Genomic DNA, 12,385 nt, shown 5'->3' with positions numbered 1-12,385 from the left:
AAATTAGTATTCGCCGATCTTCATGATCTTCAGGGCATTGGTACCGCCGACTTGGCCCATCGGTTCTCCCCAGGTCAGAACTATCATGTCACCTTTTTGAACTACACCTTTGGCAAGAAGCAAATCCTGCGCGCCTTTCAGCACGGCTTCCCTGTCGGTGGAGTGCGCCAGCTCAAAGGTGCTGACATTGCGGTACAGCGCGGCTTTGCGCTGCGTCGCGAGGATGGGCGTGATCGCGAAGATTGGGATATCGATATTGTGGCGGCTCATCCAGAGCGCAGTCGAACCGGATTCGGTCAGGGCTGCGATGGCTTTGACGCGCAAGTGATATGCGGTAAACAGCGCACCGTACGCAATGGACTGGTCGATGCGGGTAAATGTGGCGTTGAGGAAATCGGCGTCGAGCTTGACGGCGTCCGACTTCTCGGCTTCCTGGCAGACGGCGGCCATGATCTCGACGGTTTCCACCGGATACTTGCCGGCGGCGGTTTCGGCCGAGGTCATCACGGCGTCGGTGCCGTCGAGCACCGCGTTGGCGACGTCGGACACTTCCGCGCGCGTCGGCACCGCGTTGACGATCATCGATTCCATCATCTGCGTGGCGGTGATGGTCAGCTTGTTCGAGGCGCGCGCCATCTTGATCATGCGCTTCTGCAAGGCGGGCACGGCCGCATTGCCAACCTCGACCGCCAGGTCGCCGCGGGCGACCATGATGCCGTCGGAGGCGTCGAGAATCTGCTGCAGCACGGGAATCGCTTCCGCGCGCTCGATCTTGGCGATCATCTGCGGCTTGTGCCGGCTCCCCTCGCCGGCGATGTTGGCCAGCTGGCGCGCCATGATCATGTCGGTGGCGCTCTTGGGAAAGGACACGGCGATGTAATCGGCCTGGAAGCTCATCGCGGTCTTGATGTCGTCCATGTCCTTGGCGGTCAGCGCCGGCGCGGACAGGCCGCCGCCGAGGCGGTTGATGCCCTTGTTGTTGGACAGCTCGCCGCCGATCCTGACGGTGGTATGGATGGCGCTGCCGATGATGCGGTCGACCACCAGCACGATCAGGCCGTCGTTGAGCAGCAGCACGTCGGCAGGCTTCAGGTCCCGCGGCAATTCCTTGTAGTCGAGTCCGACCTGGGCCTGGTTGCCGATTTCGCAATCGGCATCGAGAATGAACTTGCTGCCGTTTTCGAGAAAGATCTTTCCCTGCTCGAACTTGCCGATGCGGATCTTCGGTCCCTGCAGGTCGGCCATGATGGCGATCTCGCGGCCGCACTCGGCGGCAACCCTGCGAATCATTTCGGCGCGGTCGATATGGTCCTGCGCCTTGCCGTGCGAGAAATTGAGGCGCACCACATTGACGCCGGCCTTGATCATGCGGCTCAGGATCTCCGGACTGCTGGAAGCGGGTCCGATGGTGGCAACGATTTTGGTAGCTCTGATCATGTGAAAACCTTCAGGGAGCGGCAGCTGCCGAACAGTCGATGCGGCGCGCGGCGCCTGTGCGCCGCGCCGGTCCTCGCTTACTTGGCCCGCTGCAAGAGGATGTCGACTGCGGGCAGGGTCTTGCCTTCGAGGAATTCGAGGAAGGCTCCGCCGCCGGTCGAGATGTAGCCGACCTTGTCGGCGATGTTGTACTTGGCGATCGCAGCCAAGGTGTCACCGCCGCCGGCGATCGAGAAGCCCTTGGATTCGGCAATTGCCGTGGCCAGCGTCTTGGTGCCTTCGGCGAACTGGTCGAATTCGAACACGCCGACCGGACCGTTCCAGACGATGGTGCCGGACTGGGCAATCTGCTGCGCCAGCTGGGCCGCCGTCTTCGGGCCGATGTCGAGGATCATGTCGTCATCGGTCACGTCCTTGACATCCTTGACGGTGGCGGCCGCGGTCGGAGAAAACTCCTTCGCGCAGATCACGTCGACCGGGATCGGCACCGAGGCGCCGCGCTTGGCCAGCATGTCGATGATGGACTTGGCTTCACCGACCAGATCGGCTTCGACCAGCGACTTGCCGATCTTCAGGCCGGAGGCCAGCATGAAGGTGTTGGCGATGCCGCCGCCGACGATCAGGTTGTCGACCTTGTCGGCCAGCGATTTCAGGATGGTCAGCTTGGTGGACACCTTGGAGCCGGCGACGATGGCCACCAGCGGACGCGCGGGCTGGCCGAGCGCCTTGCCCAGCGCATCGAGCTCGGCCGCCAGCAGGGGGCCGGCGCAGGCGACGGGCGCGAACTTGGCAATGCCGTGGGTGGTGGCTTCGGCGCGGTGCGCGGTGCCGAATGCATCATTGACGTAGACGTCGCAGAGCTTGGCCATCTTCTGCGCGAGTTCGTCGCTGTTCTTCTTTTCGCCCTTGTTGACGCGGCAATTTTCCAGCAGCACGACCTGGCCCGGCGCGACATCGACGCCGTCGACCCAGTTCTGCTTCAGTTCGACCGGCTTGCCGAGCAGTTCGGAAAGGCGTCTGGCGATCGGCGCCAGGGAATCTTCCGGCTTGAACTCGCCCTCGGTCGGACGGCCGAGGTGGGAAGTCACCATCACGGCCGCGCCGGCCTGCAGCGCCTGCTGGATCGCGGGCACGGAGGCGCGGATGCGGGTATCTTCAGTAATGTTGCCGGCGTCGTCCTGCGGTACGTTGAGGTCGGCGCGGATGAATACGCGTTTGCCTTGAAGTTGATTGCTTGCGGTGAGGTCGCTCAGACGGTTGAATTGCATGGCGGGCAGACAATTATTGAAAGAATGGAAAAGCCGCTATTCTACTCCACCGCTCCCGGCCGGGAACCGTTTTCCGCTCACATGATGACGCGGAGCAAAGTGTAGAGCGCCATGCCGACGATGATGGTGCCGAGCAGGTGGCGTGTGGTCAAAAAGAAAACAGTCGCGCCCAGGCCCGCCATCAGCTTGGGGTTCATCCAGTGCAGCTGCACGGCGCCGTTCATCGTTACCAGGTCCGGCATGACAATCGCCGCGAGCGCGGCGGCCGGGGCATAGCGCAGGGCATGCTGCACCCTGGGCGGCAGGCGGACCGCATGGCCGAACAGGAAGAATGAGCCGCGCGTAATGATCGTAGCCAGCAGAAGCAGGCCGATGGCCATCCAGATTTCGATGTCGCTCATGCCCGCTCCTTCCGCCGCGCCTTTGTCTTCGCGCGTTTCTTTTCAATGACCGCGTCGAAGGCCATCGCCGCCGCCATGCCGAGAACGACGGCAAGCAGCAGCCCGAGCCGGTAAGGTAGGCCGGATGCCAGTACCGAAGTCGCGCCCGCCACCGCCACGCCGGCCAGCGCCGCGAGATTGGCCGTCAACGGAATCATGATGGCCAGCAGCGCCAGCGTGCCGGCGAAGCCGATGCCCCAGCTCTGCGGGATCTGGCTCGCCAGCAGGATGCCCAGCACCGAGCCGCCCTGCCAGGCAAGCCAGTTCGGATAGGCGATGCCGTTGAAGTAGCCGACCTTGCCGGCCGTCTCGCGCACGGTATTGCCGGGAAAGCGCAGGGGGAAAATGCCCATGGTCAGGTCGGCGGTGAAATAGGCATGCCACAGGCGGCGATACCATGGCAGATGGCCGAAATGCGGGGCCAGCGCCGCGGAGAAGATGACGAAGCGCAGATTGACCACCAGCGCCGTCACGAAAATCACCCAGAGCGGCACGTCGGCCGCGATCAGCGGCAGCGCCGCCAGCTGGGCCGAGCCGGCAAAGACGATGAAGGTCATGCCCAGCGCCTGCCACAGGGTCAGCCCGCTCTTGACCATGGCCATGCCGGTCACCATGCCCCAGGCGAAGATGCCGGGCATCGTGCCGGCCGAAGCCCTGACGGCTTCACGAAATGCCTGCTTCTCCACATCGGCGGAAGCCGCATGGTTGATGTTCGCTTGTGGTTTACTCATATTCCTGCTTTGCGAACCGTGCAACGCCGACGACCTTGCAATGCTCGATGGATGGCGACCGCCTTTGCCGCATGCGCAGGCCGTCGCGAGGTGGGATGGCAACGAAAATACCGAAAGCGCCATTCTACAGAGGAATGTTCCCCCTCGTCGGGATGGACCGGAGCAGCCTCGGTCTGAGTGGCTACGGCAGGGAGCCGCAAGGCCGTGCCGAGGGCAAGACGACCGGGATCGACGGTACAGTCGGGCTGAAACTGCTCTAGAATCGAGGTTTTGTCACAATTCTTTGGAGAGCTCACATGTCCATGGCCGACCGCGACGGGAAAATCTGGAAAGACGGCGAACTCATCGACTGGCGCGATGCCACCATCCACGTCCTCACCCACACCCTGCATTATGGAATGGGCGTATTCGAGGGCGTCAGGGCTTACAAGACCGACAAGGGCACCGCGATCTTCCGCCTGAAGGAACATACCCAGCGCCTGTTCAATTCCGCCAAGATCTTCCAGATGAAGATTCCCTTCGACATGGAAACCGTGATGCAGGCACAGCTGCAGGTGGTGCGCGAGAACAAGCTGGAATCCTGCTATATCCGCCCGCTGGTCTGGATCGGCTCGGAAAAGCTCGGCGTGTCCGCCAAGGGCAACACCATTCATGTCGCCATCGCCGCCTGGCCGTGGGGCGCCTACCTCGGCGAGGACGGCATTGCCAAGGGCATCCGCGTGAAGACCTCGTCCTTCACCCGGCATCATGTCAATGTCTCGCTGGTGCGCGCCAAGGCCTGCGGCTACTACATCAATTCCATTCTGGCCAACCAGGAAGCGCTGGCCGACGGCTACGACGAGGCGCTGCTGCTCGATACCGAAGGCTATGTGTCCGAGGGTTCGGGCGAGAACGTCTTCATCATCAAGAACGGCAAGCTGTACACGCCCGATCTCGCCTCCTGCCTCGACGGCATCACGCGCGACGCCGTGCTGACCATGGCGCGCGACCTGGGCATTGAAGTCATCGAAAAGCGCATCACCCGCGACGAGATGTACTGCTGCGACGAAGCCTTCTTCACCGGCACCGCCGCCGAAGTCACGCCGATCCGCGAACTCGACAACCGCCAGATCGGCGACGGCAAGCGCGGCCCGATCACCGAAAAGCTGCAGTCGCTGTTCTTCGACGTGGTGGCCGGCAAGGCGCCGCAATACCAGCATTGGCTGACACTGGTCTGATCAATTCATTTCGCACAATCCAATTACATCCATGAGCCAAGAATCACAAAAGCAGAACATGAGTTACGTCGAGCTCGACGGCAGCGATCTTCCGGCCTATTGCCCGAATCCGGCAATGCCGATCTGGTCATCCCATCCGCGCGTGTACATCCCGCTCGACCATCACCACACCGGCAAGTGCCCGTACTGCGGCACGGTGTACCGCCTGAAGGAAGGCGCGGTGGTCAAGGGGCACTGAGCCCGAACCGCAGCGGCTGCATCCAGGTCCGCCTGGACCGCGGCCGCGCTTCCCGAATACCCCCCTCCCTGCACTGCCTGCAGCTTTTCATTGCACTATACTGTCCGTCTTCGGCGTTACCGTTCGTCCCTTGGTCGTCGGACATCGTTCCGCCCGGAAAGGACAAAGATCTGCCATGCCCACCACACACAGCAAATTTCTCGAAACGCCCGAAGAAACGGAAGCCGCATTCTATGAGGCCATCAGCCGTGCCGATGTCGATGCCGTCATGGCGCTCTGGGCCGATGAGGAAAACATCGTCTGCATCCATCCCGGCGCTCCCCGCCTGATCGGCCATTCGGCCATCCGCGCGGCCTGGGAATCGATCTTTGAACAGGGCGGCGTGCATATCCGCCCGGTACAGCGGCATATCACGCAAAACATGATGACCTCGGTGCACAACATCATCGAGGAAGTGCACCGTACCGTGTCGCGCCAGCAGGACATCCACATTCTTGCGACCAACGTCTATATCAAGACCCATGTCGGCTGGCGCCTGGTGACGCACCATGCGTCCGTGGTGCCGGGCGAAGCGCCGCCGGATATCTCGGTCGCCGCGCTCCTGCATTAAGACTTCGCGGCAATGAAATACCTTGCCCCGTCCTGGCTGCCGGGCGGCCACCTGCAGACCATTTATCCGGCGACCTGCGTTCCCAAACCGGCCGTCGTTTACCGGCGCGAGCGCTGGCAGACGCCGGACGGCGACTTCATCGATGTGGATTTCGTCGACGGCCAGCCCGGGCGGCCATTCGTCGTGCTGTTCCACGGGCTCGAAGGCTCTTCCGACAGCCACTATGCGCGGTCGCTGATGGCCCACCTGCAATCATTGGGCTGGTGGGGCGCGGTGCCGCATTTCCGCGGCTGCTCCGGCGAGCCGAATCATGCGCCGCGCTTCTACCATTCAGGCGATGCCGGCGAAGTCGACTGGGTCATCCGGCGCCTGCATGCGCTCCGCCGCCAGCAACATGCCGGGGCGAAATTCTATGCGGCCGGCGTGTCGCTGGGCGGCAATGCGCTGCTGCGCTGGCTTGGAGAATCGCAGCACGAGGCCGATTTCGTCGATGCGGCCTGCGCGATTTCCGCGCCTCTGGACCTGGCCGGCGGCGGCGCGGCGCTGTCGAAGGGCGTGAACATGATTTACACCCGCGTCTTCCTGCAGACCCTCAAGCCGAAATGCCTGCACAAGCTGAACCAGTTTCCCGGCCTGTTCGACCGCGACAAGATGCTGGGCGCGCGCAATCTCTATGAATTCGACAATATCGTCACCGCGCCGCTGCACGGCTATCGCGACACCGACGATTATTGGAACCGCGCCAGCGCCAGACACATCCTAGATGATATTACCGTGCCAACCCTGGTCCTCAACGCAAGGAACGATCCTTTCCTGCCGGCGAGGCATCTGCCGCAAAGCGCCGCGGCCTGCGTCACGCTGGAGTACCCGGAGCAAGGCGGCCATGTCGGCTTTGCGGTCGGCGGGCCGCCGGGCAAGCTGCATTGGCTGCCGCAGCGCATCACGGCGTTTCTTCAGGCATCGGGCTGAACCGAAAGGACACTACATGGATGACATCGTCAAGCAGGCAATGGCCAAGTGGCCGAACGTGCCGCATTGCTACGGCTGGCTGGGGCTGGACGCCCGCGGCGTCTGGCGCATGCGCGACGAACGCGCCCAGGCGCTCAAACTTCCGGGCGACAAGATCGCCAATGCTGCCCTGCTCGGCTTCATCAACCGCAACTACGCCCATGATGAACACGGCCGCTGGTATTTCCAGAACGGACCGCAGCGGGTCTATGTGAATCTCGAAGCAACGCCTTACATCGTGCGCACCGATCCGGAACAGGGCCTGGTGACGCATACCGGCGAAGCCTGGCCGGCGCTCGATGCCGCATGGCTCACCGACAGCGGCTTGCTGGTATTCCAGGCCGGAGGCAAGACCGGCATGATCGACGATCGCGACATGGCGCAGTGTCTGCCTCAACTGCAGGTGGATGGCGCGCCGGCGGATGACGACACGCTGCTGGCCTGGCTGGGCTCGCGCGAAGAAGGACGGCTTTTCTTCGCGTATCGGGGGCGCAGTCTGCCGGTGTCTTTCATCGAGCGTGCACAGCTTGCCGGAAAATTTGGTTTCGTGGCGGAACCGCAGCCGCAGGACGGGGAGAAAAAGGCCTGAGCCCGTTTGACACTGCAATAGGCGTGGATTAACAGCTTAGGCTTGCGGCTGCAAGCCGCACGGGCGTTGCCCGGCAAACCGCTTCAGCGTTCGCGCTGCCCTTCCTTCATTTCATCGAGCCAGCGTGACTTAAACTCACGCTCGCGGGCATCGATCACAGCCTGATCATAAAAGGAGGCGTCGCCCGCGCGCCGTGCAATGCCCAGCTGGTCAATGGCAGCCGGCATGCTGCCATTGATGGCATAGGCTTCGGCCAGCGCCAGATGCTGCAATGCCTGCTTGCCCTGCGCCGCATAGGCGTGCGCCAGCAGGTTTTGCAGCTTGGCATCCTGCCGATACAGCTGGGCCTGGTCGCGCAGGTAATTGATCGCGTCGTCATGCCGCCCGTTGCGGATCAGGGCATCCGCATATTGCCGGGCGATGCCGCGCGATACCGGGTATTTCATCCTTGCGGCATCGGCTTCCTTCACTGCTCCGGGAGCATCGTTGGCGGCCAGCCTGATGTCGATCGCCATGCTCGCGATCATGGGGCTTTGCACCGGTGTCGAGGCGCCGTTGGCGGCAGCGATGGATTCTTGCAGCAAGGTCTGCGCCTTGGCGGCATTGCCCTGCCGCAAGGCAATGAATGCCTGGCCGTACTTGGCGGCCATCACCGGCAGCCTGGCCTTTTGCTGAAGCTGATTATCGAAGGCGACCCCTGCTTCCCGCAGGCCTTGCGAGGACGGATCCTGCAGCACGCGCAGGCGCGCGCGGGCCAGATGAAAATCGATACTGTCGGCACGCTGCTTGTAGCGCAGGTCGCGGGTGCGGGCCTGGATGTCGGCAATTCGCTCGGTGGTCATCGGATGCGAGCGCAGATAGGCGGGCGCCGAATCGGAATACGAGCGCGTCGCGTTCTGCATCCTTGCAAAGAAGGAAATCATCCCCGATGTGTCGTACCCGGCCTCGCGCAGGATTTGCAAGCCGATGCGGTCGGCCTCGCGTTCGGCGTCGCGGCTGAAATTCAGTTGCCGCTGCAAGGCCATGCCCTGCCCGCCCATCAGCAAGGCGGCGGAAGTATCCGGACTGCCGCGCACCGCCAGCGCGGCAAGCAGCGCCGCGGCGAGCGGAATGAGCGCATCCTGCTTTTGCCGGCCGAGCATGCGGGCGATGTGGCGCTGTGACACGTGGCCGATTTCGTGTGACAGCACCGAAGCCAGTTCGGATTCATTCTGCGCGGCAAGGACCAGCGCGGAATGCACGCCGATGAAGCCTCCCGGCAAGGCGAAGGCGTTGAGCATCGGGTCGCGTACCGGGAAGAAGAAGAAATCATAACCCGCCTCTCCGCGCGCCTCGGGATGCGCGGCCAGGAGGCTGGTGCCGAAGTTGTTGAGGTATTCGAGAACCGGGTCGTCGTCGAGGTAGTCGCGGTCGCGCCGGATGTCGCGCATGATCTGCTCGCCAAGCTTGCGTTCCATCTGCGGCGACAGGGATTCGCGCTCGGTATCGCCGAGGCTGGGCAGATTCTGCGCATGTCCGGGCAGTGGTTGCACGGCGGCACTGAAGACACTCAGGGCCATGACGGCCGACAGCGCCATGGCCGACATCCGGTGACGGGAAAAGATTTTCGATTTCACGGTGCTATGATACCGCGACCTCAATCCCGTGCACCACGCATTCAAATTTGTTACCTATGGACACAAAAGAACAGAAGGAAGGGCTGGCGCAGCAGGCTCCCGGAACTGCCGGCAGCGGCCTGACGCATTTTGATGCAAGCGGCCAGGCCCACATGGTGGATGTCGGCGCCAAGGATGAAACCCATCGCGTGGCGGTGGCAACGGGCAGGATCGGCATGAAGGCGGAAACGCTTGCCATCGTGCTATCCGGGACGGCCAAGAAAGGCGATGTGCTGGGCATAGCGAGGATCGCCGCCATCATGGCCGCGAAGAAAACCAGCGACCTGATTCCGCTTTGCCATCCGCTGGCGCTGACGCGCGTGAATGTGGAATTCGAACCCGATGAAGCATCATCATCGATTCTCTGCACCGCCCAGGTGGAAACCCGCGGCAAGACCGGCGTGGAGATGGAAGCATTGACGGCAGTGCAGATCGGCTTGCTGACGATTTATGACATGTGCAAGGCGGTCGACCGCGGCATGCGCATCACCGACGTGCAGGTGCTGGAGAAACGGGGCGGCAAGTCGGGCGACTGGAATGCAGCAGTCGCGCCTTAAAATCAACATGCCGCTTGCCGCGCTGCACCTCCTTGCCGTATGTCTGTACTGTTGTCTTCGTCGGGGCGCCTTGCCATCGTCATGTTGATAGACGCTCTTATCATCCGGCGTGCTGTCTAGCCCGTCACGGCAAACTTCATCTTGACCCCGGCGATGTCCAGCACATCGCCGTCGGAGATTCCCCAGCTTTCGCCGTCCATCAATGCGCCGTTGATCATGGGCCGTATCTTGCCTTCCACATGCACCAGCCTATAGCCGCCGGCCTCGCATACCAGGCCGGCCACGCCGACGCCGGGCCGCCCGATGGTGGTCAGCGTTTCCCGGACCATGATTTCCTTGCCCGACATGGGCCCATTCAGCATGCATAGCCGCGCGCCGGCCGGCGCCTGTCTTTCCTTGCTCGGACCGACCCCGCCTTCCGCAACAAAATGCAGCCGGTAGTGCGCGAGCGTGACGACATCGTCATGCTGGAGGAAATGCTTCTTGAAAGGCTGTCCGTTGATCTGGGTGCCATTGGTGCTGTTCAGATCCTCGATATAAGGTCCGTCGGCGGCAAGCACAATCGCGGCATGCATGCCGCTGACGGCCAGATCATCCAGAACCAGGTCGTTGTGCGGCGCCCGCCCGATGGTGCTGCGCTCCTTGTCGAGATCATGTTCCCGCAACACGCCGTTTTCTGATGACACAATGATTTTTGCCACGTTGCCCCTCGCTGCCCGATGTCGGGACCTGCTCAGCTTATCCACTTGAGCACCCGACTCAGGACCCCGCCCGGCTGTAAAGAAAGTGACTGCACCCGGATCAGGATGACTGAAATATTATCGTGACCGCCCATTGCATTGGCTTGCGCAACCAGCGTTTCGCATGCCGCATCCAGCGAATCCGGATGTGCCCGCAAGATGCCCGTGATGCCGCCGGCGTCGAGCATGTCGGACAATCCGTCGGAGCAGAGCAGGTACACATCGCCTTCCTCGACAGGATGCAGATGCAGCTCGACCTCCATCTCGGGATCGACGCCGACCGCCCGGGTCACCAGATTGCGGTGCAAAGCATAAGCTGCCGATGCGGGATCGACAAGGCCGGCATCAATCTGTTCCTGCACCAGGGAATGGTCCCTGGTGATCTGGACCAGTTCATCCTGGCGCAGCCGGTAGGCGCGGGAGTCGCCCACATGGGCAAGCGCAAGCCTGTCTTCGTCGAATATTGCGGCAACAATGGTGGTGCCCATGCCGCGATACTGGCTTTCCGATTCGGCGGCAGCGAGGATGGCCTTGTTGGCATCGTGAATTGCTGCGTTCAGCAGCTGGAGCGTGAATGGTTCCCGGCGTCGCGCGGGCAGGTTCGGCAGCTCGGCTTGCAGGCGCGACCGAACCGCTTCGACGGCCATCGCGCTGGCGACTTCGCCGGCGTTGTAGCCGCCCATGCCGTCGGCCAGAACGGCAAAGGCGTGCTCCGGACTTGCGTGGATCGCATCTTCATTATGCGAGCGCACCATGCCGGTATCCGTTCTTGCGGCGAATTCGAGAATGGGTTTCGGATCCATGACATAGATTATACGTCCACGCGGGCCGTACATTTCCAAACTGGCAAGGTGAAATGCTGCGAACCGCAGTCTGTCTTCCGCCCTTTGCCCGGGCGGCGGTGCCGGAGGGCGAAGGCGGTGCCAGGCGTGCGGAAATAAAAAATGGGGAGCACGAATGCTCCCCATCATTGATGCTGCGGCGGTGGCCGCCGCATGGCCTGTTACGCGATTACAGTACCGCTTTCAGCAGACGGCCCATCTCGGACGGGTTCTTGGTGACCTTGATGCCGCACTCTTCCATGATGTCCAGCTTGGCTTGCGCGGTGTCGTCGCCGCCGGAGATCAGCGCGCCGGCATGGCCCATGCGCTTGCCCGGGGGCGCGGTGACGCCGGCGATGAAGCCGATCACCGGCTTCTTCATGTTGTCCTTGATCCAGCGCGCCGCATTGGCTTCATCCGGACCGCCAATCTCGCCGATCATGATGACGGCATCGGTCTCGGGGTCATCATTGAACGCCTTCATGACGTCGATGTGCTTGAGACCGTTGATCGGGTCGCCGCCGATACCGACTGCGGAAGACTGGCCCAGGCCGAGCGCGGTCAGCTGACCGACGGCTTCATAGGTCAGCGTGCCCGAACGGGAGACGACGCCGATGCGGCCTTTCTTGTGGATGTGGCCCGGCATGATGCCGATCTTGATTTCGTCAGGCGTGATCAGGCCCGGGCAGTTCGGTCCGAGCAGCAGGGTCTTGCTGCCGGCCTTGGCCATGCGGTCCTTCAGTGCGAGCATGTCGCGAACCGGGATGCCTTCGGTGATGCAGATGGCCAGGTCGAGTTCGGCTTCGACGGCTTCCCAGATGGCGGCTGCCGCGCCTGCCGGCGGCACGTAGATGACCGACACGGTGGCGCCGGTCTTGTCTTTTGCGTCCTTGACGTTGGCAAAGATCGGAATGCCTTCGAAATCTTCACCGGCCTTCTTCGGATTCACGCCTGCGACGAACGCGTTCTTGCCGTTGGCATATTCGCGGCACATGCGTGTGTGGAACTGGCCGGTCTTGCCGGTGATGCCTTGCGTGATGACTTTGGTGTCTTTATTGATCAGAATCGACATAT

The 12,385-nt window shown here is 62.5% G+C and carries 14 protein-coding genes; 6 read left to right on the top strand and 8 right to left on the bottom strand.

Going from position 1 to position 12,385, the window contains the following annotated elements:
- Positions 1-3: 3 nt before the first annotated feature.
- The 4 genes from pyk to FH061_RS14845 all read right to left on the bottom strand — a co-directional run bounded on the left by pyk (position 4) and on the right by FH061_RS14845 (position 3,876).
- Positions 4-1,437, bottom strand: a complete 1,434-nt coding sequence (pyk, locus tag FH061_RS14860; protein ID WP_151636613.1) for a pyruvate kinase — start codon at positions 1,435-1,437, stop codon at positions 4-6.
- 77 nt (positions 1,438-1,514) lie between these two features.
- Complete coding sequence (locus tag FH061_RS14855; RefSeq protein WP_151636612.1) at positions 1,515-2,705, bottom strand: phosphoglycerate kinase; 1,191 nt, start codon at positions 2,703-2,705, stop codon at positions 1,515-1,517.
- A gap of 77 nt (positions 2,706-2,782) precedes the next feature.
- Positions 2,783-3,106 carry an AzlD domain-containing protein gene (locus FH061_RS14850; protein WP_151636611.1) on the bottom strand — a complete coding sequence of 108 codons (324 nt, stop codon included), beginning with the start codon at positions 3,104-3,106 and terminating at the stop codon, positions 2,783-2,785.
- Complete coding sequence (locus FH061_RS14845) at positions 3,103-3,876, bottom strand: AzlC family ABC transporter permease (protein WP_151636610.1); 774 nt, start codon at positions 3,874-3,876, stop codon at positions 3,103-3,105. The genes FH061_RS14850 and FH061_RS14845 overlap by 4 nt, the downstream gene beginning before the upstream one ends.
- A gap of 296 nt (positions 3,877-4,172) precedes the next feature.
- Between FH061_RS14845 and FH061_RS14840 the strand changes: the two genes are divergently transcribed.
- The 5 genes from FH061_RS14840 (at position 4,173) to FH061_RS14820 (ending at position 7,538) form a co-directional block, all read left to right on the top strand.
- Positions 4,173-5,093, top strand: a complete 921-nt coding sequence (locus tag FH061_RS14840) for a branched-chain amino acid transaminase (protein ID WP_151636609.1) — start codon at positions 4,173-4,175, stop codon at positions 5,091-5,093.
- A gap of 58 nt (positions 5,094-5,151) precedes the next feature.
- Entirely contained in the window at positions 5,152-5,331 is a 180-nt protein-coding gene (locus tag FH061_RS14835) for a zinc-finger domain-containing protein (protein ID WP_404822472.1), read from the top strand.
- A 175-nt stretch (positions 5,332-5,506) separates the two neighbouring features.
- Positions 5,507-5,941, top strand: coding sequence for a YybH family protein (locus FH061_RS14830; protein WP_151636607.1), 435 nt, complete (start codon positions 5,507-5,509; stop codon positions 5,939-5,941).
- 12 nt (positions 5,942-5,953) lie between these two features.
- Positions 5,954-6,910, top strand: a complete 957-nt coding sequence (locus FH061_RS14825; RefSeq protein ID WP_151636606.1) for a YheT family hydrolase — start codon at positions 5,954-5,956, stop codon at positions 6,908-6,910.
- A gap of 16 nt (positions 6,911-6,926) precedes the next feature.
- The gene (locus FH061_RS14820) at positions 6,927-7,538 is read left to right on the top strand and encodes a DUF2946 family protein (protein ID WP_151636605.1); all 612 of its coding nucleotides are present in this window, start codon (positions 6,927-6,929) and stop codon (positions 7,536-7,538) included.
- 83 nt (positions 7,539-7,621) lie between these two features.
- Here the strand turns inward: FH061_RS14820 and FH061_RS14815 are convergent, their stop codons facing one another.
- Positions 7,622-9,124 carry a M48 family metalloprotease gene (locus FH061_RS14815; protein ID WP_151636722.1) on the bottom strand — a complete coding sequence of 501 codons (1,503 nt, stop codon included), beginning with the start codon at positions 9,122-9,124 and terminating at the stop codon, positions 7,622-7,624.
- 86 nt (positions 9,125-9,210) lie between these two features.
- Here FH061_RS14815 and moaC point away from each other — a divergent pair, with 86 nt between their 5' ends.
- On the top strand, positions 9,211-9,750 hold the full coding sequence (gene moaC / locus FH061_RS14810) for a cyclic pyranopterin monophosphate synthase MoaC (protein ID WP_151636604.1): 540 nt from the start codon (positions 9,211-9,213) through the stop codon (positions 9,748-9,750).
- Between the two features lie 116 nt (positions 9,751-9,866).
- On the opposite strand, the gene FH061_RS14805 is transcribed toward moaC, so the two are convergent.
- The 3 genes from FH061_RS14805 to sucD form a co-directional block, all read right to left on the bottom strand.
- Positions 9,867-10,451, bottom strand: a complete 585-nt coding sequence (locus FH061_RS14805) for an FHA domain-containing protein (RefSeq protein ID WP_151636603.1) — start codon at positions 10,449-10,451, stop codon at positions 9,867-9,869.
- 32 nt (positions 10,452-10,483) lie between these two features.
- On the bottom strand, positions 10,484-11,293 hold the full coding sequence (locus tag FH061_RS14800) for a Stp1/IreP family PP2C-type Ser/Thr phosphatase (RefSeq protein ID WP_151636602.1): 810 nt from the start codon (positions 11,291-11,293) through the stop codon (positions 10,484-10,486).
- Between the two features lie 208 nt (positions 11,294-11,501).
- Entirely contained in the window at positions 11,502-12,383 is an 882-nt protein-coding gene (sucD, locus tag FH061_RS14795) for a succinate--CoA ligase subunit alpha (RefSeq protein ID WP_151636601.1), read from the bottom strand.
- Positions 12,384-12,385: the final 2 nt, after the last annotated feature.

The organism is Noviherbaspirillum aerium, from assembly GCF_008929045.1.
In the GTDB taxonomy this organism is placed as follows: domain Bacteria; phylum Pseudomonadota; class Gammaproteobacteria; order Burkholderiales; family Burkholderiaceae_D; genus Noviherbaspirillum; species Noviherbaspirillum aerium.
Note: the sequence above shows the minus strand (reverse complement) of the source record. Positions and strands in the feature narration are given on the sequence as shown.

Excerpts from the sequence above, each read along its gene's own strand:
- pyk (WP_151636613.1), bottom strand. The coding sequence starts at position 1,437 with ATGATCAGAGCTACCAAAATCGTTGCCACCATCGGACCCGCTTCCAGC.
- FH061_RS14855 (WP_151636612.1), bottom strand. The coding sequence starts at position 2,705 with ATGCAATTCAACCGTCTGAGCGACCTCACCGCAAGCAATCAACTTCAA.
- FH061_RS14850 (WP_151636611.1), bottom strand. The coding sequence starts at position 3,106 with ATGAGCGACATCGAAATCTGGATGGCCATCGGCCTGCTTCTGCTGGCT.
- FH061_RS14845 (WP_151636610.1), bottom strand. The coding sequence starts at position 3,876 with ATGAGTAAACCACAAGCGAACATCAACCATGCGGCTTCCGCCGATGTG.
- FH061_RS14840 (WP_151636609.1), top strand. The coding sequence starts at position 4,173 with ATGTCCATGGCCGACCGCGACGGGAAAATCTGGAAAGACGGCGAACTC.
- FH061_RS14835 (WP_404822472.1), top strand. The coding sequence starts at position 5,152 with ATGAGTTACGTCGAGCTCGACGGCAGCGATCTTCCGGCCTATTGCCCG.
- FH061_RS14830 (WP_151636607.1), top strand. The coding sequence starts at position 5,507 with ATGCCCACCACACACAGCAAATTTCTCGAAACGCCCGAAGAAACGGAA.
- FH061_RS14825 (WP_151636606.1), top strand. The coding sequence starts at position 5,954 with ATGAAATACCTTGCCCCGTCCTGGCTGCCGGGCGGCCACCTGCAGACC.
- FH061_RS14820 (WP_151636605.1), top strand. The coding sequence starts at position 6,927 with ATGGATGACATCGTCAAGCAGGCAATGGCCAAGTGGCCGAACGTGCCG.
- FH061_RS14815 (WP_151636722.1), bottom strand. The coding sequence starts at position 9,124 with ATGTCGGCCATGGCGCTGTCGGCCGTCATGGCCCTGAGTGTCTTCAGT.
- moaC (WP_151636604.1), top strand. The coding sequence starts at position 9,211 with ATGGACACAAAAGAACAGAAGGAAGGGCTGGCGCAGCAGGCTCCCGGA.
- FH061_RS14800 (WP_151636602.1), bottom strand. The coding sequence starts at position 11,293 with ATGGATCCGAAACCCATTCTCGAATTCGCCGCAAGAACGGATACCGGC.
- sucD (WP_151636601.1), bottom strand. The coding sequence starts at position 12,383 with ATGTCGATTCTGATCAATAAAGACACCAAAGTCATCACGCAAGGCATC.